The organism is Methylobacterium crusticola, assembly GCF_003574465.1.
GTDB classification, from domain to species: Bacteria; Pseudomonadota; Alphaproteobacteria; order Rhizobiales; family Beijerinckiaceae; genus Methylobacterium; species Methylobacterium crusticola.
The window spans coordinates 26,519-52,139 of the sequence record NZ_QOWC01000008.1 but is presented as its reverse complement, the minus strand read 5'-3'; the positions used below and the strand labels follow the sequence as shown (position 1 = coordinate 52,139).

23 protein-coding genes are annotated in these 25,621 nt (G+C 74.6%); 18 read left to right on the top strand and 5 right to left on the bottom strand.

The window, feature by feature from the left end:
- Positions 1–188: 188 nt before the first annotated feature.
- The gene (locus DT057_RS09450; RefSeq protein ID WP_128561837.1) at positions 189–992 is read right to left on the bottom strand and encodes a class II glutamine amidotransferase; all 804 of its coding nucleotides are present in this window, start codon (positions 990–992) and stop codon (positions 189–191) included.
- A gap of 391 nt (positions 993–1,383) precedes the next feature.
- Between DT057_RS09450 and DT057_RS36760 the strand changes: the two genes are divergently transcribed.
- Positions 1,384–1,767 carry a response regulator gene (locus DT057_RS36760; protein WP_128561836.1) on the top strand — a complete coding sequence of 128 codons (384 nt, stop codon included), beginning with the start codon at positions 1,384–1,386 and terminating at the stop codon, positions 1,765–1,767.
- Between the two features lie 157 nt (positions 1,768–1,924).
- Here DT057_RS36760 and rpsU read toward each other — a convergent pair whose 3' ends face one another.
- Positions 1,925–2,227 (bottom strand): 30S ribosomal protein S21, encoded by a 303-nt coding sequence (gene rpsU / locus DT057_RS09440; RefSeq protein ID WP_128561835.1) that lies wholly within the window; start codon positions 2,225–2,227, stop codon positions 1,925–1,927.
- A gap of 283 nt (positions 2,228–2,510) precedes the next feature.
- Positions 2,511–3,725 carry a polyhydroxyalkanoate depolymerase gene (locus DT057_RS09435; RefSeq protein ID WP_128561834.1) on the bottom strand — a complete coding sequence of 405 codons (1,215 nt, stop codon included), beginning with the start codon at positions 3,723–3,725 and terminating at the stop codon, positions 2,511–2,513.
- Positions 3,726–4,033: 308 nt separating this feature from the next.
- Here DT057_RS09435 and DT057_RS09430 point away from each other — a divergent pair, with 308 nt between their 5' ends.
- From DT057_RS09430 to DT057_RS36090, 11 genes are all read left to right on the top strand, one after another.
- Positions 4,034–4,690 carry a glutathione S-transferase family protein gene (locus tag DT057_RS09430; protein WP_128561833.1) on the top strand — a complete coding sequence of 219 codons (657 nt, stop codon included), beginning with the start codon at positions 4,034–4,036 and terminating at the stop codon, positions 4,688–4,690.
- Positions 4,691–4,909: 219 nt separating this feature from the next.
- Positions 4,910–5,956, top strand: coding sequence for a Holliday junction branch migration DNA helicase RuvB (gene ruvB / locus DT057_RS09425; protein WP_128561832.1), 1,047 nt, complete (start codon positions 4,910–4,912; stop codon positions 5,954–5,956).
- Positions 5,957–5,992: 36 nt separating this feature from the next.
- Positions 5,993–6,409 carry a tol-pal system-associated acyl-CoA thioesterase gene (gene ybgC / locus DT057_RS09420; RefSeq protein ID WP_128561831.1) on the top strand — a complete coding sequence of 139 codons (417 nt, stop codon included), beginning with the start codon at positions 5,993–5,995 and terminating at the stop codon, positions 6,407–6,409.
- Positions 6,410–6,625: 216 nt separating this feature from the next.
- Positions 6,626–7,342: a protein TolQ gene (tolQ, locus tag DT057_RS09415; RefSeq protein WP_128561830.1), complete on the top strand. Its 717-nt coding sequence runs from the start codon at positions 6,626–6,628 to the stop codon at positions 7,340–7,342.
- 39 nt (positions 7,343–7,381) lie between these two features.
- Positions 7,382–7,828: an ExbD/TolR family protein gene (locus tag DT057_RS09410; RefSeq protein ID WP_203236235.1), complete on the top strand. Its 447-nt coding sequence runs from the start codon at positions 7,382–7,384 to the stop codon at positions 7,826–7,828.
- Between the two features lie 17 nt (positions 7,829–7,845).
- On the top strand, positions 7,846–9,381 hold the full coding sequence (gene tolA / locus DT057_RS09405; protein WP_128561829.1) for a cell envelope integrity protein TolA: 1,536 nt from the start codon (positions 7,846–7,848) through the stop codon (positions 9,379–9,381).
- A 59-nt stretch (positions 9,382–9,440) separates the two neighbouring features.
- Positions 9,441–10,784 (top strand): Tol-Pal system beta propeller repeat protein TolB, encoded by a 1,344-nt coding sequence (gene tolB / locus DT057_RS09400; RefSeq protein ID WP_128561828.1) that lies wholly within the window; start codon positions 9,441–9,443, stop codon positions 10,782–10,784.
- A 145-nt stretch (positions 10,785–10,929) separates the two neighbouring features.
- Positions 10,930–11,556, top strand: coding sequence for a TetR/AcrR family transcriptional regulator (locus DT057_RS09395; RefSeq protein ID WP_128561827.1), 627 nt, complete (start codon positions 10,930–10,932; stop codon positions 11,554–11,556).
- The gene (locus DT057_RS09390; protein ID WP_128561826.1) at positions 11,553–12,809 is read left to right on the top strand and encodes an efflux RND transporter periplasmic adaptor subunit; all 1,257 of its coding nucleotides are present in this window, start codon (positions 11,553–11,555) and stop codon (positions 12,807–12,809) included. Before DT057_RS09395 ends, DT057_RS09390 begins: the two co-directional genes overlap by 4 nt.
- An 11-nt stretch (positions 12,810–12,820) precedes the next feature.
- The gene (locus DT057_RS09385; RefSeq protein WP_128561825.1) at positions 12,821–15,958 is read left to right on the top strand and encodes an efflux RND transporter permease subunit; all 3,138 of its coding nucleotides are present in this window, start codon (positions 12,821–12,823) and stop codon (positions 15,956–15,958) included.
- Between the two features lie 428 nt (positions 15,959–16,386).
- The gene (locus tag DT057_RS36090) at positions 16,387–16,557 is read left to right on the top strand and encodes a hypothetical protein (protein WP_203236233.1); all 171 of its coding nucleotides are present in this window, start codon (positions 16,387–16,389) and stop codon (positions 16,555–16,557) included.
- 38 nt (positions 16,558–16,595) lie between these two features.
- Here DT057_RS36090 and DT057_RS09380 read toward each other — a convergent pair whose 3' ends face one another.
- Positions 16,596–18,425 carry an aminopeptidase P family protein gene (locus tag DT057_RS09380; RefSeq protein WP_128561824.1) on the bottom strand — a complete coding sequence of 610 codons (1,830 nt, stop codon included), beginning with the start codon at positions 18,423–18,425 and terminating at the stop codon, positions 16,596–16,598.
- 77 nt (positions 18,426–18,502) lie between these two features.
- A complete protein-coding gene (locus DT057_RS09375) occupies positions 18,503–19,630 on the bottom strand; it encodes a DUF2125 domain-containing protein (RefSeq protein WP_128561823.1) in 1,128 nt (375 codons plus the stop codon).
- A 119-nt stretch (positions 19,631–19,749) separates the two neighbouring features.
- Here DT057_RS09375 and DT057_RS09370 point away from each other — a divergent pair, with 119 nt between their 5' ends.
- The 6 genes from DT057_RS09370 (at position 19,750) to nudC (ending at position 25,201) form a co-directional block, all read left to right on the top strand.
- Positions 19,750–20,298, top strand: coding sequence for a gamma-glutamylcyclotransferase (locus tag DT057_RS09370; RefSeq protein WP_128561822.1), 549 nt, complete (start codon positions 19,750–19,752; stop codon positions 20,296–20,298).
- A 76-nt stretch (positions 20,299–20,374) separates the two neighbouring features.
- Positions 20,375–21,646: an MFS transporter gene (locus DT057_RS09365; RefSeq protein ID WP_128561821.1), complete on the top strand. Its 1,272-nt coding sequence runs from the start codon at positions 20,375–20,377 to the stop codon at positions 21,644–21,646.
- Positions 21,647–21,649: 3 nt separating this feature from the next.
- Entirely contained in the window at positions 21,650–22,843 is a 1,194-nt protein-coding gene (chrA, locus tag DT057_RS09360; RefSeq protein ID WP_128561820.1) for a chromate efflux transporter, read from the top strand.
- Between the two features lie 77 nt (positions 22,844–22,920).
- Positions 22,921–23,763: a universal stress protein gene (locus tag DT057_RS09355; protein WP_128561819.1), complete on the top strand. Its 843-nt coding sequence runs from the start codon at positions 22,921–22,923 to the stop codon at positions 23,761–23,763.
- 61 nt (positions 23,764–23,824) lie between these two features.
- Positions 23,825–24,271, top strand: coding sequence for an HIT domain-containing protein (locus tag DT057_RS09350; protein ID WP_128561818.1), 447 nt, complete (start codon positions 23,825–23,827; stop codon positions 24,269–24,271).
- Between the two features lie 12 nt (positions 24,272–24,283).
- Positions 24,284–25,201, top strand: a complete 918-nt coding sequence (gene nudC / locus DT057_RS09345; RefSeq protein ID WP_128561817.1) for an NAD(+) diphosphatase — start codon at positions 24,284–24,286, stop codon at positions 25,199–25,201.
- Positions 25,202–25,621 lie beyond the last annotated feature (420 nt).

The window sequence follows — 25,621 nt, the reverse complement described above, 5'->3', positions numbered from 1 at the left end:
AGGGGCCCTCCCGCCGCGCCGCGGGCCCGCGCCGTGCGCGCGGCGATGCCCGGGTGCGACCGGGGACGGGGTGTCACGATGCCCGCCCCGGCGCAAGCCGCCCGCCGGGAGGGCGGCTTGCGCCGGGGCGGGGGCGCTCAGGCCGCGAGTGCGGCGTTCAGGCCGCGCGTGCGGCGCTCGGGCCGCGCTCAGGCCGCGAGGGTCGCGGCGAACCGGCGGCCCGCGGCGTCGGGCTCGATCAGGCGCGTGGCCTCGCCGGCCCGCGCCACCAGGGTCGCGCCCTTGGGCACCACGTTCCAGCCGTCGCGCCGCCCGTCGATCGGCTCGGAGACCACGACGAGGCCGGACGCGGTCTCGCGCCAGTACAGGCTCGGGGGCCGGCCGTCGCAGGCCCAGCGGTAGGCGGTCAGGCCCTCGCCGTCGGTCAGGATTGCGGTGAAGCGCAGGGGCTCGTCGATGCCCGCCTGCCGCATCAGGCCGCGGACGGTCGCGAGGGTCTCGGCCATCGCCCCGACCGGGTCACGCTCGACCCCGTTCGCCAGGGCGAGGAGGAAGAGGGCCTCGGAGTCGGTCGAGCCCTGCCGGGATTCGTAGAGCGCGTCCGGGATCAGGGCCTCGAGCCGGCGCTTGATGCGCCCGTAGCCGCCGATCTGGCCGTTGTGCATGAACAAGTGGCGGCCATGCGCGAAAGGATGGCAGTTCGCCCGCGTGGTGGAGGTGCCGGTCGAGGCCCGGACATGCGCGAAGAAGGTGCGGGCGCGGATCTGGCGGGAGAGGCTGCGCAGGTTCTCGTCCGACCAGGCGGGGCGCACCTCGCGGTAGAGGCCCGGCTCCGGGCGCTCGCCGTACCAGCCGATGCCGAAGCCGTCGCCGTTCGTCTCGGTCTTCGCCTCGGCGGCGTGGAGGGACTGGTGCACCAGGGAATGGGTCGGCGCGCAGACGAGCTCGTCGAGATAGACCGGGTCGCCGTGATAGGCGAGGAAGCGGCACATCGGCTCGGCACCCTTCGCGATGCGGAGGCCGGCGCGACCCGTTCGGGGGAGCCGCGCACCGTCCGCCGTCACTGGACCGTAACATTCCGCCCGGCGTGGTGAACAGCGCGTTAATGCGGCGCACCATGCCCAGCGACACGGCATGGTTGAAAGGACGCCGGGGCCTGGCCGGCGCGCCTGCCCTCAAAGACCGGATCCGCCGCGGGATCGATGTCTGCCGTGGCCCGTTGATGGGTCACGCCGGCGTGTTTCGGATTGCCGGCCCACGACGGGCGTGCGTGGGCGGACCGCGCCGTGCCCGCGCCCGGGAGTTGCTCGGCTCCCGCAGGCGCCCTTCGTCCCGGGACGGCGCCGCCGGGCATCACGACAGACAGAACCTCAGGAGGCCATTTTGGGCAGAGCTGCATCCACCGGTCCGATCGCCGTCGTGGTGGAGGACGACGAGGCCGTGCGCGACTTCGCGGCAGCCATCCTCGAGGAGACCGACCTCGACGTGATCGAGTGCGGGAGCGCCGAGGATGCCCTGGCGGTGATGCGCCGCCACGGCCCGGACGTCGCCCTCCTGTTCACCGAGATGGCGCTCTCGGGCGACATGGACGGCGTCGCCCTCGCCCAGACGGTCGACCGGAACTGGCCCGACGTGCGGGTGGTGGTGACCTCCCCGTCGGGCCCGGGCCGGTCCCTGCCGGACCACGCGGTCTACATGCCCAAGCCCTGGCGGCCCCTGGACGTGCTGGTCGAGGCCGAGCGGGCCGCGATCGGGGCGGCGGCCTGACCACGACGACGAGGCCCGCGCGCCAGGGGCGCCGGGCCGCTCGGTGGTCCCCAGGAGCCCGCCGCACGGGGCGGGCTCGACGGTCCGCAGAAAGCCCGCCGCGCGCGGCGGGCTCGTCGATCCTCAGGATGCCCGCCGCGCGCGACGGGCTCGCGCCTCAGGCGTTGCCGGTTCCGGTCCCGATCGGGGCGGGAGCCGCCGAGGGCATCGCCGGGCGGCGCGGGGCGCCGACGCGGGGCTTCGGCTTCGGAGCGGCGATCAGGCCCTCGCGGATCGCGGTCTTGCGGGCCTGCTTGCGGGCGCGGCGCACGGCCTCCGCCTTCTCGCGGGCCTTGCGCACGGACGGCTTCTCGTACGCCTTGCGCTGCTTCATCTCGCGGAAGATGCCCTCGCGCTGCATCTTCTTCTTGAGCACGCGGAGCGCCTGATCGACGTTGTTGTCCCGAACGAGTACCTGCAAGGGTAGAATCCTCTGCCGTGTGATCCTGATGGGCGCCGACCTTGCGCGCCACCGCGCCCGGAGGGCTGCCGGCCTGGACAACCGAAATGCGCCCCGGCGCCCGGCCCTTTCGGACCGGGAGGGGCTTCAACCATCGCGATTGGCCGGGGTGCGGCGCAAGCTGTCGGCGCGCGTGATGCGCCTCATCCGGGGCCATACACCAACCGCGCCCGACTTCCAACCGTCCAGCGCGGCGCCGGCGGAAATTTCGGGCGGCGCCCGATGATCCGGCGCCCGGGCGCCGTCAGGCGTTGGCCTGGATGAAGTTGCGCACGAGCGGGTAGGTCTGGTTCTCCCACTTGCGGCCGGAGAAGACCCCGTAATGGCCGACGCCGGCCTGGAGGTGGTGGCGCTTGCGGAACGGCCGCAGGCCGGAGCAGAGGTCCTGCGCCGCCATCGTCTGGCCGACGGAGCAGATGTCGTCGCGCTCGCCCTCGACCGTCATCAGGGCGGTCCTGCGGATCGCCCGCATGTCGATCGGCGCGCCCCGGAAGGTCAGCTCGTTCCTGGCGAGCGTCGCCTCCTGGAACACGGTCCGGACCGTCTCCAGGTAGAACTCGGCCGGGAGGTCGAGCACGGCGAAGTACTCGTCGTAGAAGGTCTCGATCGCCCGGGCCTTGGCGTCTTCGCCCTCGGCGAGGTGCCAGAACAGGTCGAGGTGGCCGTGCATGTGGCGGGCGGCGTTCATCGACATGAACGCCATCACCTGCATGAAGCCGGGATAGACCCGGCGGCCCGCTCCGGCGTGGCGGCGCGGCACCGTGGCGATCAGGTTGCGCTCGAACCACGCGATCGGCTTCGAGGTGGCGAGCGCGTTGACCTTGGTCGGGTTGATGCGGGTGTCCACCGGCCCGGCCATCAGGGTCATGCTGGCCGGGTGGGCGGCGTTGCGGCTCTCAGCCATCACGGCCGCGGCGGCGAGCGCCTGCACGGCCGGCTGGCAGACCGCGACGAGGTGCGAGCCCTCCCCCATGGTCTCGAGGAACGTCACCAGGTGCGCCACGTAGTCGTCGAAGCCGAACCGGCCCGCCTCCACGGGCACGTCCCGGGCGTTGTGCCAGTCCGTGACGTAGACGTCGTGGTCGGCAAGGAGCGTGCGCACGGTGCCGCGCAGGAGCGTGGCGAAGTGGCCCGAGAGCGGGGCCACCACCAGCACCCGCGGCTGCTCGCCGGCGAGGTCCTTGCGGAAGCGCAGCAGCGTGCCGAAGGGCGTCCTCAGCACCGCCTCCTCGGTCACCGGCACCTCGCGGTTGCCCACCGCGACGCCGTCGATGCCGTAGGGCGGCCGGGTGTGGGTCAGGCCGGCCCGCATCATCATCCGGGCGGCCGCCGCGAGCCAGGTCGCGGGCTCGCGGTAGCCGGCCTGCGTCCAGGGCGAGGCCCCGTCGTGGAGGAGGCGGCCCCAGGACCGCGTGGCGGCGGCGAGGTCGGACCGGAACTCGAAGGCGTCGTAGAGCATCAGCCCGGGCACTCCCACACCGACACGCGAGGAGACCCGCCCGCCGGGCCGCAGACGTAGGGCAAAGCTCGGTCCTCCGCGACGTGACGTTCGTTCGGGGCGGCGCCGGCGCGCCGCCCCGTGACGGAAGCGGGATGCGACTGGCGTGCCAAGCAGCGCGTTGGATCCCGCGGCGCCCGCCCCGGCCCGCGCTTCAACCCCGGCGCGGGTCCCCGGCCCCGGCACGGGACACGGCTCCGCCCCCGGCACGAGTCTTGGATCTGCGCCCGGGCGAGGACGGGCCGGAGCGACGGCCCGGGGAGGACCGGATGGCCGAGGCGACGCTGACGATCTCAAGCCGCAACTACTCGTCGTGGTCGCTCCGGGGCTGGCTCCTCTGCCGCATGGCCGGCCTCGACTTCGACGCGGAGGTGCTCCCCGGCGGCGACGCCGCGAGCCGGGCCGAGCTCCTGCACCTGTCGCCCTCGTTCCTCGTGCCGCGCCTCACCCACGGCCCGGTGAAGGTCTGGGACGTGCTCGCCATCGCGCAGTACCTGACCGAGGTGCGGCCCGAGGCCCGGCTCCTGCCCGACGGGCTCGTGGACCGGTCCTGGTCGCGCTCGATCTCGGGCGAGATGCACGCAGGCTTCATCAATCTGCGCTCGGCCCTGCCGATGAACCTCCGGGCCCGCTACGCCGAGTTCAAGGTCTGGGGGGGCGCGCAGTCCGACATCGCCCGCATCGTCGAGATCTGGGAGGCGGCGCTCACGGCCCACGGCGGTCCCTACCTGTTCGGGCGCGACCCCGTGGTGGCGGACGCCATGTACGCCCCGGTCTGCTCGCGCTTCGTCACCTACGGCGTCGGCCTGCCGCGGGCCTGCGCGGCCTACCGCGACCACGTCATGGACTGGGCGCTGATGCGGGAATGGATCGCGGCGGCGGCGGACGAGCCGGAGGAGATCGAGGAGCTCGACATGGAGTTCTGAGCGCGCCGGGGCCCGGCGCGCGGGCCGGGGCCCCGGGCGCCGCGGGGCCCCGGGCGCCGCGGGGCCGGAGCGTAGCGCGATCGGTCGCGTTGTGCGACAGGCCGGGATGACTACATCCGGGGAGCGGGCAGGGTCGGAGCGGGGGATGGCGGGCCGTCCGCCGCGCCCGACCCTGCCCGCCGTCCCCCGCCCGAGCCCCGTCGAGCCAGGTCCCGTTCGTTGAGCAAGCCCCGAGCCCTCCTCACCCCCGAGCGCCGCGAGGACGACCTCGAGGCCTCGATCCGGCCGCTGAGCCTCGCCGACTTCACCGGCCAGCGGGCGGCGCGGGCCAACCTCCAGGTCTTCATCGACGCGGCCAAGAAGACGGGCCAGGCCCTGGACCACGTCCTGTTCGTCGGCCCTCCCGGCCTCGGCAAGACCACCCTCGCGCAGATCGTCGCCCGCGAGCTCGGGGTGAACTTCCGCTCGACCTCCGGCCCGGTGATCGCCAAGGCCGGCGACCTCGCGGCCCAGCTCACCAACCTGGAAGAGCGCGACGTGCTCTTCATCGACGAGATCCACCGCCTCAACCCGGCCGTGGAGGAGATCCTCTATCCGGCCATGGAGGATTACCAGCTCGACCTGATCATCGGCGAGGGGCCGGCCGCCCGCTCGGTGAAGATCGAGCTGCCGAAATTCACCCTGGTGGCCGCCACCACGCGGGCGGGCCTGCTGACGACGCCCCTGCGCGACCGCTTCGGCATCCCGATCCGGCTCGAGTTCTACGACATCGACGAGCTCGAGCTGATCGTCGGCCGCGGCGCCCGGGTGCTCGGCATCGGCATGGCGCCGGACGGCGCCAACGAGATCGCCAAGCGCGCCCGCGGCACGCCCCGCATCGCCGGCCGACTGCTGCGGCGCGTGCGCGACTTCGCGATCGTGGACGACGCCCCCACCATCACCCGGGCCATCGCCGACCGGGCGCTGCGGCTCCTCGACGTCGACCCGGCCGGGCTCGACACCATGGACCGCAAGTACCTCACCATCATCGCGCACTCCTTCAACGGCGGGCCGGTCGGCGTCGAGACCATCGCGGCGGCGCTGTCGGAGCCGCGCGACGCCATCGAGGAGATCATCGAGCCCTACCTGATCCAGAAGGGGTTCGTGCAGCGCACGCCCCGCGGACGGGTGCTCACCGCCCACGCCTTCCGCCACCTCGGCCTGCCCGAGCCGAGCCGCGAGACGGCGGCGCAGTTCGGGCTGTTCACCGGGGACGAGGAGGCATGAGGGCGGCGCGCCGCGGGCGGCCCGGGTAGGCGCCCCGTGACCGAACCGATCCCGGAGGGCGCCCACGCCCTGCCCGTGCGCGTCTACTACGAGGACACGGACTTCTCGGGCTTCGTCTACCACGCGAGCTACCTGCGCTTCATGGAGCGGGGGCGCACCGAGCTGCTGCGCGGGCTGGCGGGCGACCAGTCGGACCTGCACCGGGAGGCGAACGGCCTCGTCTTCGTGGTGCGCCGGATGAGCCTCGACTTCCTCAGGCCCGCCCGCATGGACGACGCCCTGACGGTGCTCACCGCCACCCGCGAGATGCGCGGCGCCTCCCTGCACATGGCCCAGGAGGTGCGCCGGGGCGGCGAGACCCTGGTGCGCGCCGAGGTCGTGGTCGCCTGCGTGCGGGAGGGCAGGGCGATCCGCCTCCCCGACGCCCTGCGGCGGGCGCTGGCGCGGCCGTGAGCCCGCGAAACCAAACCTTAACCCTGGCGGCGTCTTAAACGTCGGGCGGGCACCCCGGACCGGTGCCGGTTCGGCCGGACCGGGCGCCGGTGCGGCCGGCCCGATGCCGGCCGGCCCTTACTTTCGACAGATTCGGGCGCGATCGAACTGGAAACCGCTCAAGTCTCACGTGCAGTGCCAGGGGCCGCCGCCGGCCCGGGACGCGAGGACGATTGCATGAACCCCGCCGATGCCGCCCAGGCGATGCCCGTCGTCGAGATCACGATGTTCGGCCTGTTCTGGCAGGCCCACCTCGTGGTCAAGGTGGTGATGCTCGGCCTGCTCGGCGCGTCCGTGTGGTGCTGGTCCATCATCGTCGACAAGACCCTGCTGTTCCGCCGCACCAAGGCGGAGATGGACGCCTTCGAGGAGGCGTTCTGGTCCGGCCGCTCGCTCGAGGAGCTCTACCGCTCCTTCAACGACCGGGTCGCCACCGGCCAGGCGGCCCTGTTCGTCGCCGCGATGCGCGAGTGGAAGCGCTCGTTCGAGGGCTCCGGCCGCTCGATCCAGAGCCTCGGCCAGCGCATCGACAAGGTGCTGGACGTCACGATCCAGCGCGAGGTCGAGCGGCTGGAATCGCGCCTGCTCTTCCTCGCCTCGATCGGCTCGGCGGGCCCCTATATCGGCCTGTTCGGGACGGTGTTCGGCATCATGACGGCCTTCACCTCCATCGCGGCCTCCAAGAACACCAGCCTCGCGGTCGTGGCCCCGGGCATCGCCGAGGCCCTGTTCGCCACCGCGATCGGCCTGTTCGCGGCGATCCCGGCCGTGCTCGCCTACAACAAGCTCCAGGCCTCGGTGCAGAAGGCGCAGGGGCGGCTCGAGGGCTTCGCGGACGAGTTCTCGGCCATCCTGTCGCGCCAGATCGACGAGCGCCTCGCGCTCGCGGCCTGATCCCGGCACCCGGACACCAGAAGGCAGGAGAAGGCGCCGATGGGCATGGCCTCCGGAGCGGCACAGGGCGGCGGGCGGCGTCGGCGCGGCCGCCGGAGCGGCGGCGCGATCAACGAGATCAACATGACGCCCTTCATCGACGTCGTGCTGGTGCTGCTGATCATCTTCATGGTGGCGGCCCCGATGATGACCGTGGGCGTGCCCCTCGACCTGCCGCAGACGAAGGCCGCGCCCCTCAACCAGGATGCCAAGCCCGTCACGCTGTCGATCCGGCAGACCGGCCAGGTCTTCCTCGGCGAGGACGAGCTCACGGACGACGGCATCGTGACGCGGCTCTCGGCCACCGCCAAGGACGGTTTCGACGAGCGGGTGTTCGTGCGCGGCGACAAGCGGGTCGATTACGGCCGCGTCGCCCAGGTGATGGCGATCGTGACGGGAGGCGGCTTCAAGAAGGTCGCCCTCGTGACCGAGCCCGACCAGCGCTAGCGCGAGGTCGAGCCCGCGTGCCCCTGTCCCTCAACCGTTCCGAGCCCGGCGTCTGGATCTCGGCCGGCGCGCACGCGGCGCTGATCGCCCTCGCGCTGTTCGCGGCGGCCTCCCGCGTGCTGCCCCCGGCCGAGGAGGGCGTCCCGGTCGAGGTCATCACCGAGAACCAGTTCTCCGAGCTGACCAAGGGCCAGCGCGACGGCGAGGCCCCGGCCCCGACCCCGCGGTCCGACCGCGTTGCCGACCGCCAGGAGGAGCGCGACCCGGGCGAGGCCAAGGCCGACGTGCCGACGCCGCCGACCCGGCCCCCGGACATCAAGGTCGCCAACGCCGAGGAGATGCCGCTGCCGCCGCTGCGCCCGGCCCTGGAGCAGCCCGAGCCCGCGCCCCTGCCGCCGGCCCGCCCGGACGCCGCCCGGGCCGACGCCGAGAAGGCCGCCGCCCAGGCTGCCGCCCAAGCCACCGCCCAAGCCGCCGCCAAGGCAGAGGCCGAGGCCGCCCGGGCGCAGGCGAAGGCCGAGGCGGACGCCAAGGCTCGCGCGGAGGCCAGGGCCGAGGCCGCCAAGGAAGCCGCGAAGGAGGCCGCGAAGGCCGCCGCCGCGGAGGCCGCCAGGGAGGCCGCGAAGGCCGCCGCCGCGGAGGCCGCGAAGGCCGCCGCCGCGAAAGCCGCCGCCGCCAAGGCCGAGGCCGTGCGGCGCGAGGAACTGGCGGAGCTCATGGCCCGCGAGGAGGCCGAGGCCAAGGCCGCGGCCGAGAAGGCCGCGGCGGCTCAGGCCGCGAAGGCCCGCGCCGAGGCCAAGGCCAAGGCGGAGGCCCAGGCCGCCAAGGCAGAGGCCCAGGCCGCCAAGGCGAAGGCCCAGGCCGAGGCCCGGGCCGAAGCCAAGGCCCGCGCCGAGGCGGACGCCAAGGCGAAGGCCGAGGCCGAGGCGAAGGCCCGCGCCGACGCCAAGGCCGTGGCGGAGGCCGAGGCCAGGGCGGAGGCCGAGTCGAAGGCGAGGGCGGCCGCGGACGCGAAGGCCAGGGCGGAGGCGGCCGCGAAGGCCAAGGCCGTGGCCGACGCCAGGGACAAGGCGGCCGCCGAGGCGAAGGCGAGGCGCCAGGCCGAGATGGCGGAGCGGTTCAACTCCGGCGCGATCCGGGACGTGCTGGCCTCGCGGGCGCCGTCGCAATCGACGGGGGCGACCGGCCGCGAGGTCCAGCGCACCGCGGCCCTCGGCACCGCCGCCGGCACGGCCCAGCGCCTGAACCCGAGCCAGCGCGACGCCCTGGTCGGCCTGCTCCAGCAGCAGATCGAGCGCTGCTACTCGGCGCCCCCCGGCGCCGCGCAGGGCATCGTCCTGCCCCAGCTCGACATCCGCCTGAACCCCGACGGCTCGCTCACCACCGATCCGCGCATCCTGCGCGCCGGCGGCAGCTCGGTCGACCGCTCGATCGCCGAGGCCGCGGTGCGCGCGGTGCGGCGCTGCGCCCCCTACCGCATCCCGGCCCAGTTCGCCCCGTTCTACAACGACTGGCGGGTGATCAACGCGGAGTTCGAGCTGCCGCGGGCCTGAGCCGGGGAGGCGCCGCTCGCCCCCGAGGCCAGGCCCCGCCTGCCGGTCACACGAAGCCCATGACGGACACCCCCATGCTCTCTCCCCTGCGACTGCGGCACGCGCTCGCCGCGCTCCTGTGGCTCGTCCTGGCGGCCGGCCTCGTCCGGCCGGCGCAGGCGCAGCTGAACCTGCGCATCGGGCCCGGCGGCGCCTTCCAGCCGATGCCGATCGCGGTCGCCGACTTCTCGGGCGACCCGGGCCTCGGCCCGCTCGTCACGGGCATCGTCGCCAACAACCTGAGGCGCTCCGGCTACTTCGCGCCAGTCGAGAAGGCGCGCTTCCCCGAGAACCCGAGCTTCGACGCCGCGCCCCACTTCTCGGCCTGGAAGGAGGCGGGCGTGCAGGGCCTCGTCACGGGCCGGGTCACCCGCGACGGCGCCGGCCGGCTCAAGACCGAGTTCCGCCTCTGGGACGTGCTCTCGGGCCAGCAGATGATCGGCCAGCAATACGCGGGCGACGCCGCCAACGCGCGCCGCATGGGCCACCTGATCTCGGACGCGGTCTACACCAAGATCACCGGCATCGGCGGCTTCTTCGACACCCGCGTGGCCTTCGTGGACGAGTCCGGCTCGAAGGAGCGCCGGCGCAAGCGCCTCGCCATCATGGACCAGGACGGCGCCAACGTGCGCTACCTGACGAGCGGCGAGGCCGCCGTGGTGGCGCCGCGCTACTCGCCCGCGACGCAGGACATCACCTACATGTCCCAGACCACCGGCCAGCAGCCGCGGGTGCAGGTGATCAACCTCGAGACCGGCGCCCGCCAGGTGATCCCCACCAACGCCGACATGAGCACGAGCCCGCGCTTCTCGCCCGACGGCCGCCGCCTCGTGATGAGCGACCAGGAGGGCGGCAACGCCAGCATCTACGTGATGGATCTCGGCTCCAAGGCCCAGACCCGCGTCACGAACGCCAACGCCATCGACACCTCGCCGTCCTTCTCCCCGGACGGGCGCGAGATCGTGTTCGAGTCCGACCGCGGCGGCCAGCAGCAGATCTACGTGATGGGGGCGGACGGCTCGAACCCGCGCCGGCTCTCCTACGGCGACGGCTCGGCCTCGCAGCCGGCCTGGTCGCCGCGGGGCGACTACATCGCCTTCACGCGCCAGCGGAAGGGCTCGTTCGCGATCTGCGTCATGAAGCCGGACGGCACCGGCGAGCGGGTGCTCACGGAGGGCTTCCACAACGAGGGCCCGACCTGGGCGCCGAACGGCCAGTACGTGATGTTCTTCCGCGATCCCGGCGGCCAGGCCGGCGGCAAGCTCTACATGGTCGACGTCACCGGCAAGGTCGAGCAGCCCGTGCCGACGCCCTCCTACGCCTCCGACCCGACCTGGTCGCCCCTCATCGACGCGCAGCGGTGACCGGGCGGGCCGCCCGCGCCGCGACAATGCTGGGTTGAGAAAGCTTCCCGCGCGGTTTTATGCATCACTGTGCCGCAGAAACCGTCGCTTGCGCGGGCGCGCCCATGCCTCCCAACTGAACCCGTGAGTTCAGTCTGACGAGCCGATGAGCGACGCCGAGCGCCCCCTCGACCCGGACCGCCGCGGCCGCATCCTGCAGGCCGGCATGGCGCTCTTCGCCGGCACGGCCTACGGCGCCGTGCACATGGACGCGGTGGCGACCGCCGCCGGCGTCGCCAAGCCCACGCTCTACCGCTACTTCCCGACCAAGGAGGCGCTGTTCATCGAGGGGCTCGCCTGGACGCTCGCGGATCTGCGCGACGCCGTCGAGGCCACGCAGCGGCGGGACCTCGACGCGGCCGGGCGCCTGCGGGCGGCGGTCGGGCTGGTGCTGGAGCGCGTCGGCGCCCTCTCGCCGGCGCTCCACGCCATCGAGGGCCAGGGCGCCGAGTTCGGCGAGCGCAGCCGCCGGGTGCTGCGCCAGGGCTTCGACGCCCTGCGCGGCGCCCTCGCGGACCTCCTGCGCGACGGGATCGGCGCCGGCCGCTTCGCCGTGGCGGATGCCGACCTCGCGGCGCTGATGATCCTCGGCGGCGTCCGCATGGCCGTCCACGGCGCCCCCGGCCGCCGGCCGCCGGCGCCCGCCGCCGTCGCCGACTTCTTCCTCAACGGCCTCAGTGCCGACGCCGCGGCCCCGCCGCAGCGCCTCGCCCGCCTCGGAGCCCTGCGATGATCCGCCTCCTAGCGCTCCTCCTGGCGGTGGCCGCGGCCGGGGCCGGGTGGATGCTCCAGCGCCACGGCGGGAACCCCCGCGCCGCCTGGGCCGAGGCCCGCGGGGCGCTGCCGGACGCGGTCGCCCAGCGCCTTCCGGCCGCCTTCGTCCCGCCCGCACCCGCGGCCGCCGCGGCGGTGCCGATGCGCGCGATGGTCGCCACCGTGGCGGCGGGGAGCGCCGACCTCGCCCTGACCCGGCCGGCGGTGGGCTGGGTCGAGCCTATCGCCAGCGTGGTGGTGCGGCCCCGCATCGACGGCGTCATCACCGAGCAGCTCGCCCGCGACGGGCAGGCCGTGCGGGCGGGCGACGTGCTCTACCGCCTCGACGACCGCGAGATCCGGGCCCAGCTCGCCCGCGACGAGGCGGCGCTCGCCCGCGACCAGGCCACGCAGGTCCGGACCCAGAACGACGTGCGCCGGGTCGGCGAGCTCCTCTCCCGCAGCTCCGCCTCGCAGGCGCAGTTCGACCTCGCCAGCGCCGAGGCCAAGGTCGCGGCCGCAAACGTCGCGGCCGCCCAGGCGGCCATCGAGGCCGACAAGGTCCGGCTCGACTACACCACCGTGCGGGCCCCGATCGCCGGCCGGCTCGGCACCGTGCGGGTGACCACCGGCAACCTCGTCAAGGGCAACGAATCCGCCGGCACCGGCCTCGTCACCATCACGCAGATGAAGCCCCTGCGCGCCACCTTCTCGCTGCCCGAGCGCGACCTCGACGGCCTGCGCGCGGCGCTCGGCCGGGCCGGCACCGCGGCCGTGCGGGTCTATCCCAGCGGCGGCGACGCCGTGCTGGCGACGGGGCGCCTGTCCTTCGTGGATTCGAGCGTCGACCAGGCCTCCGGCACGGTCACGGCCTGGGCGCTGTTTCCCAACGACGACGACCGCCTCTGGCCCGGCCAGTACGTCCGGGTCGAGGTCGATCTCGGCTCCCGGCCCGGCACCGTCACGGTGCCGCAGACGGCCGTGCAGCCGGGGCAGGACGGGAGCTTCGTCTGGGTGGTGCGCCAGGACCGCACCGTGGAGCGGCGCTCCGTCGAGGTGCTGGCCTCGAAGGACGGCAAGGCCGCCCTGTCCCGCGGCCTCGAGGCCGGGGAGCGCGTCGTCGTCGAGGGGCAGTTCCGCGTGCGCGCCGGCTCGGCGGTGACGGAGCGGCCGCAGGACGCCGCCGAGGCCCAGGCCGTCGCCCCCGGCGCCGGCCGGACCCGGATCGAGTAGGGCCCGGCACCGTGAACATCTCGGCCCCCTTCATCCGCCGGCCCGTCGCCACGATCCTCCTGGCGATCGCCCTGACCCTGTCGGGGCTGTTCGCCTACCGGTTCCTGCCGGTGGCGGCCCTGCCCACGGTGGATTTCCCGACCATCTCGGTCACGGCCCAGCTCCCCGGCGCCTCCCCGGACTCGATGGCGGCCTCCGTGGCGACGCCGCTCATCAAGGAATTCTCCACGATCCCGGCGATCGCCACGATCTCGGCCGCGAACTACCAGGGCTTCACCTCGATCACGATCGAGTTCGAGCTCGCGCGCAACATCGACCAGGCCGCCGCCGACGTGCAGGCGGCGATCACCCGCACGCTGCGCCGGCTGCCGATCGAGCTCACCATCCCGCCGAGCTTCCGCAAGCTCAACCCGGCCGACGCGCCCGTGATCCTGCTCTCGCTCTCGAGCGAGACGACGCCGCTCCCGACCCTCGACGCCTTCGCCCAGACGGTGATCTCGCCCTCGCTCTCCACCATCACGGGGGTGGGCCAGGTCTTCGTGTACGGCAGCCAGAAATTCGCCGTGCGGGTGCAGATCGACCCGAACGTGCTGGCGGCCCGCGGCATCGGCGCCGACGAGATCCAGGCCGCGATCCAGAACGCCAACACGTCGACGCCCGTGGGCGTGGTCGAGGGGCGGGGGCAGAACCTCACCATTCAGACCAACACGCAGCTCATGAACGCCGACGCGTTCCGGGACATCATCGTGGCGGTGCGCAACGGCCGCCCGGTGCGCCTCGGCGAGGTCGCCCGCGTGATCGACTCGGTCGAGAACAACCGCATCGCCTCGTGGATGGACGGCACCCGCGCCCTCGTGCTCGCCGTGCAGCGCCAGCCCGACGCCAACACCGTCGAGGTGGTGGACCGCGTGCGCGCCATGCTGCCGAAGTTCCAGGAGCAGCTCGGCGGCAGCGGCACGATCGGCGTCGTCAACGACCGCTCGCTCTCGATCCGGGAGGCGGTGCACGACGTGCAGTTCACGCTCGTGCTCACCATCGGCCTCGTCGTCGCGGTGATCTACCTCTTCCTCGGCCGCCTCGCCGCGACGCTGATCCCCTCGGTGGCGGTGCCGATCTCGATCATCGCCACCTTCGGGGCGATGTACGTGCTCGGCTACTCGGTGGACAACATCTCGCTCCTCGGGCTCACCCTGGCGGTCGGCCTCGTCGTCGACGACGCCATCGTGATGCTCGAGAACATCGTCCGGCACGTCGAGGAGGGCATGAAGCCGTTCGAGGCGGCCCTCAAGGGCGCGGGCGAGATCGGCTTCACCATCCTGTCGATCACGGTCTCGCTCGTCGCGGTGTTCATCCCGGTCCTGCTGATGGGCGGCGTCGTCGGGCGCATCTTCAACGAGTTCGCGGTCGTGGTGACGATCGCCATCGTGGCCTCGGCCCTGATCTCCCTCACGCTCACCCCGATGCTCGCCGCCCGCCTGCCCGCCGAGGCGGCGGGCCACGGCCGCAAGAACCTGTTCGAGCGCGGCTTCGCGCGCATCCAGGCCGCCTACGAGCAGGGCGTCGACCTCTGCCTGCGCCATCCCTTCGCGGTGCTGCTGGTGTTCTTCGCCTCCGTCGGCCTCACCGCCTGGATGTTCGTGGCGATCCCCAAGGGGTTCTTCCCCTCCGAGGACATCGGCCAGCTCCAGATCGCCACGGAGGCCGGCCAGGACGTCTCGTTCGACGCGATGACGGCGCTCCAGCACGAGGCCGAGGTGATCGTCGCCCGCAACCCGGCGGTGGCCCACGTGGTCAGCCGCGCGGGCTCGAACGGCTTCACCGGCACCCTCAACCAGGGCAGCCTCTTCGTCGAGCTCAAGGACCGCGACGCGCGGCCCCCGCTCAGCCGCACGATCGCGGATCTGCGGCGCGACCTCGCGGCCCTGCCGGGCCTCCAGGCCTTCATCACGCCGGTCCAGAACCTGCGGCTCGGCGGACGCCAGTCGAAGAGCCAGTACCAGTACGTGGTGCAGGGCCTCGACCGGGCCGACCTGGAGCGCTGGTCGGTGCGGCTCACCGAGGCGCTGGCCCAGGACCGGGCCACCTTCGCGGGCGTGACGAGCGACCTCCAGAACGCCGCCCTCCAGGCCCGGATCACCGTCGACACCGACAAGGCCCAGGCCCTCGGCATCAGCTCCGACCAGATCCGCCAGACCCTCTACACGGGCTTCGGCACCCGCCAGATCTCGACCATCTACGGCACCTCCGACAGCTACCAGGTCATCACCGAGTTCGACCCGCGGATGCAGTGGACCGCCGACCGGCTCGACGACATCCGGCTGCGCGCCTCGAGCGGCAAGCTCGTGCCGCTCTCGGCCCTCGCCACCGTCACCCGCACGCCCGGCCCCCTCTCGATCAACCAGCTCGGCCTGCTGCCGGCGGTGACGATCTCGTTCGACGTGCCCGCCGGCGTCGCCCTGGGCGAGGCGGTCAACCGCATCGCGCAGATCAAGGGCAGCCTCGGCGTGCCCGGCACCATCACCACCACCTTCGCGGGCACCGCCCAGGTGTTCCAGGACGCGCTGGCCAACCAGGGCCTGCTGCTCGCCGCCGCCGTGATCACGATCTACCTCGTGCTCGGCATCCTGTACGAGAGCTTCATCCATCCGCTGACGATCCTGACCGGCCTGCCGGCGGCGGCGATCGGGGCCCTCGGCGCGCTCCAGCTCTTCGGGATGGACCTCTCGGTGATCGCGATCATCGGCGTCCTGATGCTCATCGGCATCGTCAAGAAGAACGCCATCATGATGATCGACGTGGCGCTGGTGCTCCAGCGCGAGCAGGGCTGGAAGCCCGCGGCGGCGATCCGGGAGGCCTGCGCCCTGCGCTTCCGCCCGATCATGATGACGACGGCCGCCGCCGTGATGGGCACGCTGCCGATTGCCATCGGGCACGGCGCCAGCGCCGAGCTGCGCCAGCCCCTGGGCGTCGCCGTGGTGGGGGGCCTCCTCGTGTCGCAGCTCCTGACGCTGTTCATCACGCCGGTGCTCTACCTCTACATGGACCGCCTCGGCACCGGCACGACCCGCCTCGTGCTGTCGCTGCGCCGCGGCCGCCGGCACGCCCCGCGGCCGGAGCCGGACACCACCGGGCGGATCCCGGCGGAGTAGGCCGCCGCCGGTCCCGGAGGGCGCTGCCCGCCGTCCCGTCCGGGCCCCTGCGGGCCGCCGCGCCCCGGGACCGCGGCCCGCGAACCCGCCGGCGTGCGCCGACGCACATCCATCCGCGACGTTTTCCCGTTCTATGCCCGAAGACGGTGGCCGGGACCGCCGTCCGGTCGAGAGCGCGAACAGTCGAGATCCAGTCATGGTCTGGACGCAACCGCCTTATCGACCGGCGTGAAGGGTGTGCTTCTCGCGGGCGGGACGATGTTCGACTGCTCGCGCAGAGCCTGATTGCGTAAAATCGCGTCGATGACGAGAGCATTGCTTTCGAGGCGGCGGCGCGGCGGCGACGTGTCCCCGAGCGCGGCCGCGCGGCCGCGGCCGGGACGCGCCCGGCGCCGGCCCGCCGCCCCCGGAACCACCAGGAGGACGACATGCGCGCACTGACTCTGCTGGCCGCCTTCGCGGCCGCGACCGGGCTGTTCTGGGCGACGATGCTGACCGCCCCGCCGACGTCGGAGGCCCGCGCCGTCGCGGGCATCGACGTGCGCGACCTGACCATCCAGGCGAAGCTCGACGAGGGCGCGGCCTACGACGCCTTCTGAGGCGGGCGCTGCCTCGGCCCCCGGCCGGGGGCGGCCCCTCAGCCCCGGATCGGCCGGGTCGCCTCCGCGAGCCAGGCCCGCGTCGCGTCGTCCACGAGGCGGGAGAGCGTCTCGCGCACCCGCGCGTGGTAGGCGTCGAGCCAGGCCGCCTCGGGGTCCGTCAGCATCCCGGGCACGACCAGGGCGCGGTCGATCGGCGCCAGCGTCAGGGTCTCGAAGCCGAGCGTCGGCCGCTCGGCGCCGGCGACCTCCCGCGCCTCGACGAGGACGAGGTTCTCGATCCGGATGCCGAAGGCGCCCGCCCGGTAGTAGCCCGGCTCGTTCGAGACGATCATGCCGGGCTGCAGCGCCGCCGTGCCGGTCTTGGCGATGCGCTGGGGGCCCTCGTGCACCGACAGGAAGGCGCCGACGCCGTGGCCGGTGCCGTGGTCGAAGTCGAGGCCGGCCTCCCAGAGCGGCCGGCGGGCGAAGCTGTCGAGCTGCGCGCCGGTGGTGCCGCGGGGAAACAGAGCCGTCGCGATGGCGATGTGGCCCCGCAGCACCCGGGTGAAGCGGTCGCGCATCTCGTCCGTGGGCGGGCCGACCGCGACCGTGCGGGTGATGTCCGTGGTGCCGTCGAGGTACTGGGCCCCCGAATCGATCAGGAAGAGCTCGCCCGGCCGCACCGTCCGGTCCGTGCCCCGGGTGACCCGGTAATGCACGATGGCGCCGTTCGGCCCGCTGCCCGAGATGGTCGGGAAGGCGACCTCCCGCAGGTCGTTGGCCTCCGCCCGGAAGGCCTCCAGGCGCGCCACGGCGGCGATCTCGCTCACGCCGCCCTGCGGCGCCTCCCGGCCGAGCCAGGCGAGGAAGCGCGTGACCGCAGCGCCGTCGCGGGCGTGGGCCGACCGCGATCCCGCGATCTCGGCCGCGTTCTTGACCGCCTTCATGGCGGTGATCGGGTCGGGGCCGACGTCGACCCGCCCCCCGGCGGCCTCGATCCGGCGCCGCAGCGCCACCGCGCCGGTGGCGGCGTCGAGGCGCACCCGCGCCTTGGCGGCCCCGAGGGCGTCGAGCGCCCCCGGCAGGTCCTCCGGGCCGCTCCTCTCGGCGAGGGCCTCCACCGCGGCGGCCGCCTCCGGCGTGACCTTGGCCGCGTCGAGGAACAGGAGCGGCCGGCCCTCGCGCCGGATCAGCGCGTAGCCGAGGGGCAGGGGCGTGTGGGGCACGTCGCTGCCGCGCAGGTTGAACAGCCAGGCGAGGTTGTGGGGGTCGGAGACCACCAGCGCGTCGTGGCGGCCCTTGGCGAGCGCCTCGCGCACGCGGGCGAGCTTGGCCTGCGCGTCCTCGCCGGCGAACGCGGCCGGGTAGGGCACCACGGGCCCCCGGGGGGCTGGGGGACGGTCGATCCAGACGAGGTCGACGAGGTTGAGGGAGGTCGGCTCGGCGCACCCGCCCGCCGCCGCCGCGGCCCGCTCGATCCGGGCGAGGCCGTCCGGCGTGTGCAGCCAGGGATCGTAGGCGAGCACGCCGCCGGCCGGCAGGTTCTGCTCGATCCAGGCCTCGGCCGAGGTCTCGGCGAGGGGCACCGGCGTGATCACCCCGGTGTCGACCTGCTCGGCCGCCTGGAGCGTGTAGCGCCCGTCCACCACGAGGGCGGCCCGGTCGGCGAGCACGATCGCGGTGCCGGCCGAGCCCGTGAAGCCGGTGAGCCACGCCAGCCGCTCGGCGTGGGGCGGCACGTATTCCGACTGGTGCTCGTCGGCCCGCGGCACCACGAAGCCGGTGACGCCGCGCTGCGCCATGGCGGCCCGGAGCGCCGCGATCCGGGCGGCGCCCTCCCGGTGGCTGGGGTCGTCGAAGCTCTGGAAGCGGGCGGTCTCGGTCATCCGCGAGGGGTACGATGCGCGGGCCGGGGCGGCAATCCCCGGCGGCGCTCCGGAGCGCGGCGTCGGCCGCGGGCGCGTCAGTAGAGCGGCGTCAGCCGCACGTTCGGCAGCGTGAACGGCCCGACCACGACCCGCCCGGCGGTGAGGCGCACCGGGGGCAGCACCTTGAGGGGCGGGTCGCCCGGGCGCTGCTGGCCGTCCTGGTCGATCTGGGCCGGGCCGGTCTCGCGGCGCCGGCCGCCGAGGAACTGGCCCACGATGTTGCCGACGAGTGCCGCGCCGTCGCCGCCGAGGCGCGCGCCGAGCTGCTCGCTGATCAGGGGGGCGATCACCTGCTCGAGCCCGGCGGTCCTGACGTCGAGCTGGCCGGCGACCCGGTGCAGCGCGTCGAGGGCGAGGGCGCCCTGCGCCCGCAGCCGGCAGCTGCCCTTGTCGACGGAGAGGCGCGTCAGCTCGGCGGTGCCGCCGGCCTCGCGCCAGCGCTCGAGCTCCTCGGCGAGGGGCCGGGTGCGGAAGCCCGCCGCCCGGGTCACCGTGGCGTCGAGGGCGAGGTCGGCGGGCTCCGGGCCGCCGAGCCAGGGGTCGAGCAGCGGCAGGGTGGCGCGGGTCACCCGGGCGCTCAGGTCGACGGCGCCGTCCGCGTCGAACCGGCCCGGGGTCGGGCGGGCGTGCAGCTCGAGGTGGTCGGTGGTGAAGTCGACGGGCGTCGGCTGCACGCCCGCGACCGCGCCCTTCAGCCCGTCCACCACCAGGGAGGCGCGCTGGAACCCCCCGTCCGTGAGGTGCAGGCTCACCTCGAGCAGGCGCCAGGTCACGTCGCCCGGGAGCCCGTCCTGCTCGACCCGGAACGGGCCGGTCGCCTCCAGGATGACGTGGCGCGGCTGGTAGACCTGCGCCACCGCCACCACGGGACCGACCGAAAAACTCACGTCCGAGCGCGTGAAGGCGAGCGCGGCGCAGCGCAGCTCGAGCCGGAACGGGTAGCCGGTGAGCGAGCGCTCGGCGCAGGTCCAGGTGCGCCCGGCCCGGGCCTCGCGGGCGAACCAGCCGTCGATCTCCTGGTCGGCCCGGCCCCGCAGCCAGAACCAGGCGCCCGTCCAGAGCAGGCCCGCCAGCACGAGCAGGAGGAAGGGCGCGAACAGGCCGATGCGCCGGGCGCGCCGGCCCGGCGCCACCTCCACCTCCGTCTCCGGCCCCTGCGTCATCACGGCGATCCCTGGTGTCGCGTTCGGATTGAACCGAGCCCCCGTAGCTGGTACCGGCCGCGGCCGGCAAGGGAGGCGCGGTCACGAGGTCGTGCCGGGGGCGGGGCTGGGACGGGAGCATGGAGGCAGGAGCGCACGCGCCCGCGGATCTCTGGATCTTCGGCTACGGCTCGCTGATGTGGCGCCCGGGCTTCCCGTTCGCGGAGCGGCGGCCGGGGCGCCTGCGGGGCTACCACCGGGCGCTCTGCGTGCTCTCGCACGTCCACCGCGGCACGCCCGAGCGGCCCGGGCTGGTGCTCGGGCTCGACCGCGGCGGCTCCTGCCGCGGCGTGGCCTTCCGGGTCGCGGCCGCCGAGGCCGCCGCCGCCCTGGCCTACCTGCGCGAGCGCGAGCAGGTCACGGCGGTCTACGTCGAGCGGGTGCTCGGCGTCGGCCTGGACGACGGGCGCCGGGTCGCGGCCGTAACCTACCTGGTCGACCGCCGGCACCCGCAATATGCCGGCCGCCTCCCGGAGGCCGACCTCGTGCGCCTGGTGCGCCAGGGGCTCGGCCGCTCCGGCGCCAACCCGGACTACGTCCGCCACACCCACGACCAGCTCGTCGCCCTGGGCGTGGCCGACCCGGTCCTCGCGCGCCTCGCGGCCGCCTGCGCGGTGCCGACGCCGTGACGGGCGATCATTCCGGGTTCAGCCGCGTTGGTGCTCATCGCGGACCGTCGCGGCCGAGCAGGGTTGAAGCGCATTGATGACTCCCACCGCCCACCTCGCCCTGATCAACGCCTCCGTGGGCGACATCCAGGGCGGGCTCGGGCCGTTCCTCGGCACCTGGCTGGCGCAGGCCGCGCATTGGGGCCCGAGCCAGGTCGGCCTCGTCACCACCATCGTGGGGTTCGCCACCCTGGCGCTGAGCGGGCCCATGGGGGCCCTCGTCGACCGCGCGGCCCGGCCGCGGCTGCTGATCGCGGCGGCCTGCGCGATGATCCTCGCCGGCACCGTGCTGCTCCTGCCGGCCCGCGCCTTCCTGTCGGTGCTCGCGGCGCAGTTCGTGGCGGCCCTCGGCGGCACCCTCGTGGTTCCGGCCGTGACGGCCCTCACCCTCGGCATGGTCGGCAAGCAGGCCTTCCCGCGCCAGCAGGGCCGCAACCAGGCCTGGAACCACGTCGGCATCCTGGGCGCCGCCCTCGTGATCGGCTTCGGCACGGCGTCCTTCGGGCCGAGCATCGCCTTCTGGGTGCTCGGCGTGCTCGCCGCCGCGGCGATCGTCGCGGCGCTCGCGACACCCGCCGGGGCCTGGAACCGGCGCCGCGCCGTCGGCTGGAAGGAGGACGAGCCGGATGACGGCCAGGAGCGCTCCGCGATCCTGACGGTGCTGGCGGACCGGCGCCTCCTGATCCTCTCGGCGGCCCTCGCCCTGTTCAACCTCGCCAACGGCTCGATGCTGAGCCTGCTCGGCCAGAAGCTCGTGGCGGCCGGCCAGGACGGCACCGGCTGGACCGCCCGCTACGTCATCGTGGCGCAGGCGGTGATGATCCCGGTCGCGCTCTTCGCCGGCTCCCTCGCCGACCGGCGCGGCCGGCGCCAGCTCCTGCTCGCGGCCTGCGCGGTGCTGCCGCTGCGGGCCGTGCTCTCGGCGCTCCTCGCCGATCCCTACTGGCTGATCCTGGCGGAGGTGCTCGACGGGGTCGCGTCGGGCGTCATCGGCGTCGCCGTGCCGGTGGTGGTGGCCGACCTCACCTGGGGCTCGGGCCGCACCCAGACGGCCCTCGGCACGGTCGCGGCCGTGCAGGGCGTCGGCGGCGCGCTCTCGGGCTGGGTCGGCGGCCTCCTCGCCCTGCATCTCGGCTGGACCTGGGCCTTCCTGGCCCTCGGGCTGCCGGCCTGCCTCGCCCTCGGGATGGTGCTGTGGCTGGAGGAGACCTGCGCGCCCGGGGGGCAGGATGCCGGCGGCACCGCCTGCGGCCAGAGCGGGGCGCGGCAGGCGCCCGCCCGGCCCGTCGGCGCCGCGGCCGGTCCCTGACCGATGGACCGTCCGGAGGCGGGCCCGCCCGGAGGCTGGGCCGAGGTGCTCGGCGCCTTCCTGCGCCTCGGCCTGACCTCGTTCGGGGGCCCGGTCGCGCATCTCGGCTACTTCCGCGAGGAGTTCGTGAGCCGGCGGCGCTGGCTCGACGAGGCGGCCTACGCCGACCTCGTCGCCCTCTGCCAGTTCCTGCCGGGCCCGGCGAGCAGCCAGGTCGGCCTGGCGATCGGCCTGTCGCGGGCGGGGTTCGCCGGGGCGCTGGCGGCCTGGATCGGCTTCACCCTGCCCTCGGCGGCGCTCCTCGTGCTGTTCTCCTGGGGGACCGGCCTCCTCGGCCCGGCCCTCGGCGCGGGGCCGCTCGCCGGCCTCAGGGCCGCCGCCGTGGCGGTGGTGGCCCTCGCGGTGCTCGGCATGATGCGGAGCCTCACGCCGGACCGCGCCCGCGCCAGCCTGGCGGTGGCGGCGGCCCTGGTGGCGCTCGCGCTGCCCGACACCAGCGGGCAACTCGCCGCCATCGCGCTCGGCGGCCTCGCCGGGCTGGCCTTCCTGCGGGACGGCGCGGCCCCGGGCGGCAGCACCCTGCCGCTCACCGTCGGGCGGCGCACGGCGCTCGCCGCCCTCGGCCTGTTCGTCCTCCTCCTCGCCGGGCTGCCCCTGGCGGCGCAGTGGAGCGGGAGCCCCGCCCTCGGCGTCGCCGCGGGCTTCTACCGCACCGGCGCCCTGGTGTTCGGCGGCGGCCACGTGGTGCTGCCGCTGCTCCAGGCCCAGCTGGTGCCCCAGGGGCTCGTTCCGGGCGACGCCTTCCTGGCCGGCTACGGCGCCGCGCAGGCGGTGCCGGGACCGCTCTTCACCTTCGCGGCCTATCTCGGGGCGGTGATCGGGGGGGTGCCCATGGCGGCGCTCTGCCTCGTGGCGATCTTCCTGCCCTCGTTCCTCCTCGTCGTCGGCACGCTGCCGTTCTGGGGCCGGCTGCGGGCCCGGCCGGGGGCGCAGGCCGCGCTCCGGGGCGTCAACGCCGCGGTGGTCGGCCTGCTCCTGGCCGCCCTCTACGACCCCGTCTGGACCACCGGCATCGCCGGGCGCGGCGACTACGCGATCGCGCTCGCGGCCTTCCTGCTCCTGTTCCTGTGGAAGGCTCCGCCCTGGCTCGTGGTGCTCGCCAGCGCCGGGGCGGGCGCCCTCGCGGGACTTCGCTGAGACGCTCTGGACAGGCCTGACGGGGCCGTGATGCAATGCGGCGTCGAGGCCCGCCGCCAGAGAATGAGTCCGCGCCCATGAAGACCCTGCTCGTCCCGGTCGCGCGTCACGCCCTGCTCGATTCCGTGCTGGAGACCGCCGTCCTGACCGCCCGGCGCTTCGATGCCAGCATCGAGGGCTTCGGCTTGCGCCCGGCCCTGGCCGAGTACGTGCCCGTCGACATGGTGGGCGGCATGACCTGGGTCCGGGACGAGGAGACCGACCTCGTCGAGGCGCGCGATTGCGGCGGCCTGTTCACGGCCTTCATGGAGCGGTGCGGCATCCCGCGCGAGGCGGCCGGCACGTCCACCGCCGGCCCGCGCTACCGCTGGCTGCCCGACGCCGCCCCGGGCGACGGCTTCCTCGCCCAGCACGCGCGCCTGTTCAACGCCACGGTGGTGGGCCGGCCGGGGGGCGGCGAGAACGCCCCGCGCATGACCACCCTGGAGGCGGCTCTGTTCGAGAGCGGCCGCCCCCTCGTGATCGCGCCGCCGGCGACGCCCGCCGGCATCGGCGAGACCGTGGTGATCGCCTGGAACGGCTCGACCGAGACGGCCCGCGCGATGGCCTTCGCGGGGCCGTTCCTGCGCAAGGCCGCCCGCATCGAGGTCCTGGCCGTCGAGACCGCCATGGTGCCGGGGCCGAGCGCCGAGCAGATGGCGGCGGCGCTCAACCGCGAGGGCCTGTCGGCCCAGGGGCGCACGCTGCCGGCGGGCCGCCGCACGCCCGGCGAGATCTTCCTCGCCGAGGCCGAGGCCATCGGCTGCGACCTCCTCGTCAAGGGCGCCTACACCCAGAGCCGCCTGCGGCAGATGATCTTCGGGGGGCCGACCAGCCACATTCTCGCCCACGCCACGATGCCCGTGCTGATGGCGCATTGACCGGGCGGTTTTACCTGCGGCCCGTCGTGACCTACATCTGCGCCGCCATCACGAGGCGGCCATGACACCGGATTTCACGACACCGGACTTCACGACACCGGACTTCACGCTCGACCCGCGCCTCGCCGCCGACACGCTCGCCCTCGGCGACCTCGCGCTGTCCTCGGTGCTCCTCCTCGACGACGCCCGCTTCCCCTGGCTGGTCCTGGTGCCGCGCCGCCCGGGCGCGAGCGAGCTCACCGACCTCGCGCCCGCGGACGCCGCCCTCCTGATGGACGAGATCCGCCTCGCCGTCGGGGTGATGCAGGCCCTGGCCGCGCCCGACAAGGTGAATGTCGGGGCGCTCGGCAACGTGGTGGCGCAGCTGCACGTCCACGTCGTCGGCCGCTTCCGCTCCGACCCCGCCTGGCCCGGCCCCGTCTGGGGCGTCTCCGGCCGCACGTCCTACCCGCCCCACGCCGCGGCCCAGCTCGTCGAGCGGGCCCGCGCCCTCTTCGCCGCCGCCTGAGGATCCGCCGCCTTGACCACCCCCCTCGACCGCCTGGGCTACGCCCACAGTCTCCTCGAACGCCACTCGGCCGAGCGCACCGGGCCGACCCCGACCCTCGCCGGCACCCCGGACGCGCGCCTGCTGCTGTTCTGCGGCGACCTGCCGGTGCTGCGGCCGACGCCGGACGGCGCGACCTGCCTGCTGGCGCCCGCGGACCTCGCGCGGGCGCCCGCGCCGGCGCCCGAGCTCTTCCTCGGGCGGGTCGACGGCCGGCCGGCCTTCGCGGGGGCGCTCCCGGCGGACGCCGCCGCCCTCTACCGCGACGACCCTGCCTACCGGGTGCTCGACCTGCGCAGCGTCGCCGTCGAGGGCGCGGTGCCGGCGCCCGAGATGGGGGTGCTCGCGACGGCGAAGTCCCTCCTGAACTGGCACGGGCGCCACGGCTTCTGCGCCCAGTGCGGGTCGCCGACCGCCATCGCGTGCGGCGGCTACCGGCGCGACTGCGCGGCCTGCGGCACCGAGCACTTCCCCCGCACCGACCCGGTGGTGATCATGCTCGTCACCCGGGGCGACCGGTGCCTGCTCGGCCGCCAGGCGCGCTTCGTGCCGAACACCTACTCGTGCCTCGCGGGCTTCCTCGAGCCGGGCGAGACCATCGAGGACGCGGTCCGGCGCGAGACGTTCGAGGAGGCCGGCATCCGGGTCGGGGCCGTGCGCTACCGCGCCTCCCAGCCCTGGCCGTTCCCGTCCTCGCTGATGATCGGCTGCGAGGGCGAGGCCCTCGGCGACGCCCTCGTGCTCGACCGGACCGAGCTCGAGGACGCGCGCTGGTTCTCCCGCGACGAGGTGCGGCAGATGCTCGCGCGCACCCATCCGGACGGCCTCGCGACGCCGCCCCCCATGGCCATCGCCAACCTCCTGGTGCGGGGCTTCGCCGAGGGCTGGTGAGGGCGGCGGCGCGCCCCCGAGGCGCGCCTCAGGCGTGCGCCCGAGGCACGCCTCAGGCGTGCGCCCGAGGCACGCCTCAGGCGTGCGCCCGAGGCACGCCTCAGGCGTGCGCCCGAGGCACGCCTCAGGCGTGCGCCCGAGGCACGCCTCAGGCGTGCGCCCGAGGCACGCCTCAGGCGTGCGCCCGAGGCACGCCTCAGGCGTGCGCCCGAGGCACGCCTCAGGCGTGCGCCCGAGGCACGCCTCAGGCGTGCGCCCGAGGCACGCCTCAGGCGTGCGCCCGAGGCACGCCTCAGGCGTGCGCCCGAGGCACGCCTCAGGCGTGCGCCCGAGGCACGCCTCAGGCGTGCGCCCGAGGCACGCCTCAGGCGTGCGCCCGAGGCACGCCTCAGGCGTGCGCCCGAGGCACGCCTCAGGCGT

Bases quoted from the DNA above. Each gene is read 5' to 3' on its own strand.
- DT057_RS09350 (WP_128561818.1), top strand. From the start codon at position 23,825: ATGACACCGGATTTCACGACACCGGACTTCACGACACCGGACTTCACG.
- DT057_RS09390 (WP_128561826.1), top strand. From the start codon at position 11,553: ATGATCCGCCTCCTAGCGCTCCTCCTGGCGGTGGCCGCGGCCGGGGCC.
- DT057_RS09450 (WP_128561837.1), bottom strand. From the start codon at position 992: ATGTGCCGCTTCCTCGCCTATCACGGCGACCCGGTCTATCTCGACGAG.
- chrA (WP_128561820.1), top strand. From the start codon at position 21,650: ATGGACCGTCCGGAGGCGGGCCCGCCCGGAGGCTGGGCCGAGGTGCTC.
- DT057_RS36090 (WP_203236233.1), top strand. From the start codon at position 16,387: ATGCGCGCACTGACTCTGCTGGCCGCCTTCGCGGCCGCGACCGGGCTG.
- DT057_RS09365 (WP_128561821.1), top strand. From the start codon at position 20,375: ATGACTCCCACCGCCCACCTCGCCCTGATCAACGCCTCCGTGGGCGAC.
- DT057_RS09370 (WP_128561822.1), top strand. From the start codon at position 19,750: ATGGAGGCAGGAGCGCACGCGCCCGCGGATCTCTGGATCTTCGGCTAC.
- DT057_RS09435 (WP_128561834.1), bottom strand. From the start codon at position 3,725: ATGCTCTACGACGCCTTCGAGTTCCGGTCCGACCTCGCCGCCGCCACG.
- DT057_RS09355 (WP_128561819.1), top strand. From the start codon at position 22,921: ATGAAGACCCTGCTCGTCCCGGTCGCGCGTCACGCCCTGCTCGATTCC.
- DT057_RS09430 (WP_128561833.1), top strand. From the start codon at position 4,034: ATGGCCGAGGCGACGCTGACGATCTCAAGCCGCAACTACTCGTCGTGG.
- DT057_RS09375 (WP_128561823.1), bottom strand. From the start codon at position 19,630: ATGACGCAGGGGCCGGAGACGGAGGTGGAGGTGGCGCCGGGCCGGCGC.
- DT057_RS09380 (WP_128561824.1), bottom strand. From the start codon at position 18,425: ATGACCGAGACCGCCCGCTTCCAGAGCTTCGACGACCCCAGCCACCGG.
- DT057_RS09395 (WP_128561827.1), top strand. From the start codon at position 10,930: ATGAGCGACGCCGAGCGCCCCCTCGACCCGGACCGCCGCGGCCGCATC.
- tolQ (WP_128561830.1), top strand. From the start codon at position 6,626: ATGAACCCCGCCGATGCCGCCCAGGCGATGCCCGTCGTCGAGATCACG.
- DT057_RS09410 (WP_203236235.1), top strand. From the start codon at position 7,382: ATGGGCATGGCCTCCGGAGCGGCACAGGGCGGCGGGCGGCGTCGGCGC.
- tolB (WP_128561828.1), top strand. From the start codon at position 9,441: ATGACGGACACCCCCATGCTCTCTCCCCTGCGACTGCGGCACGCGCTC.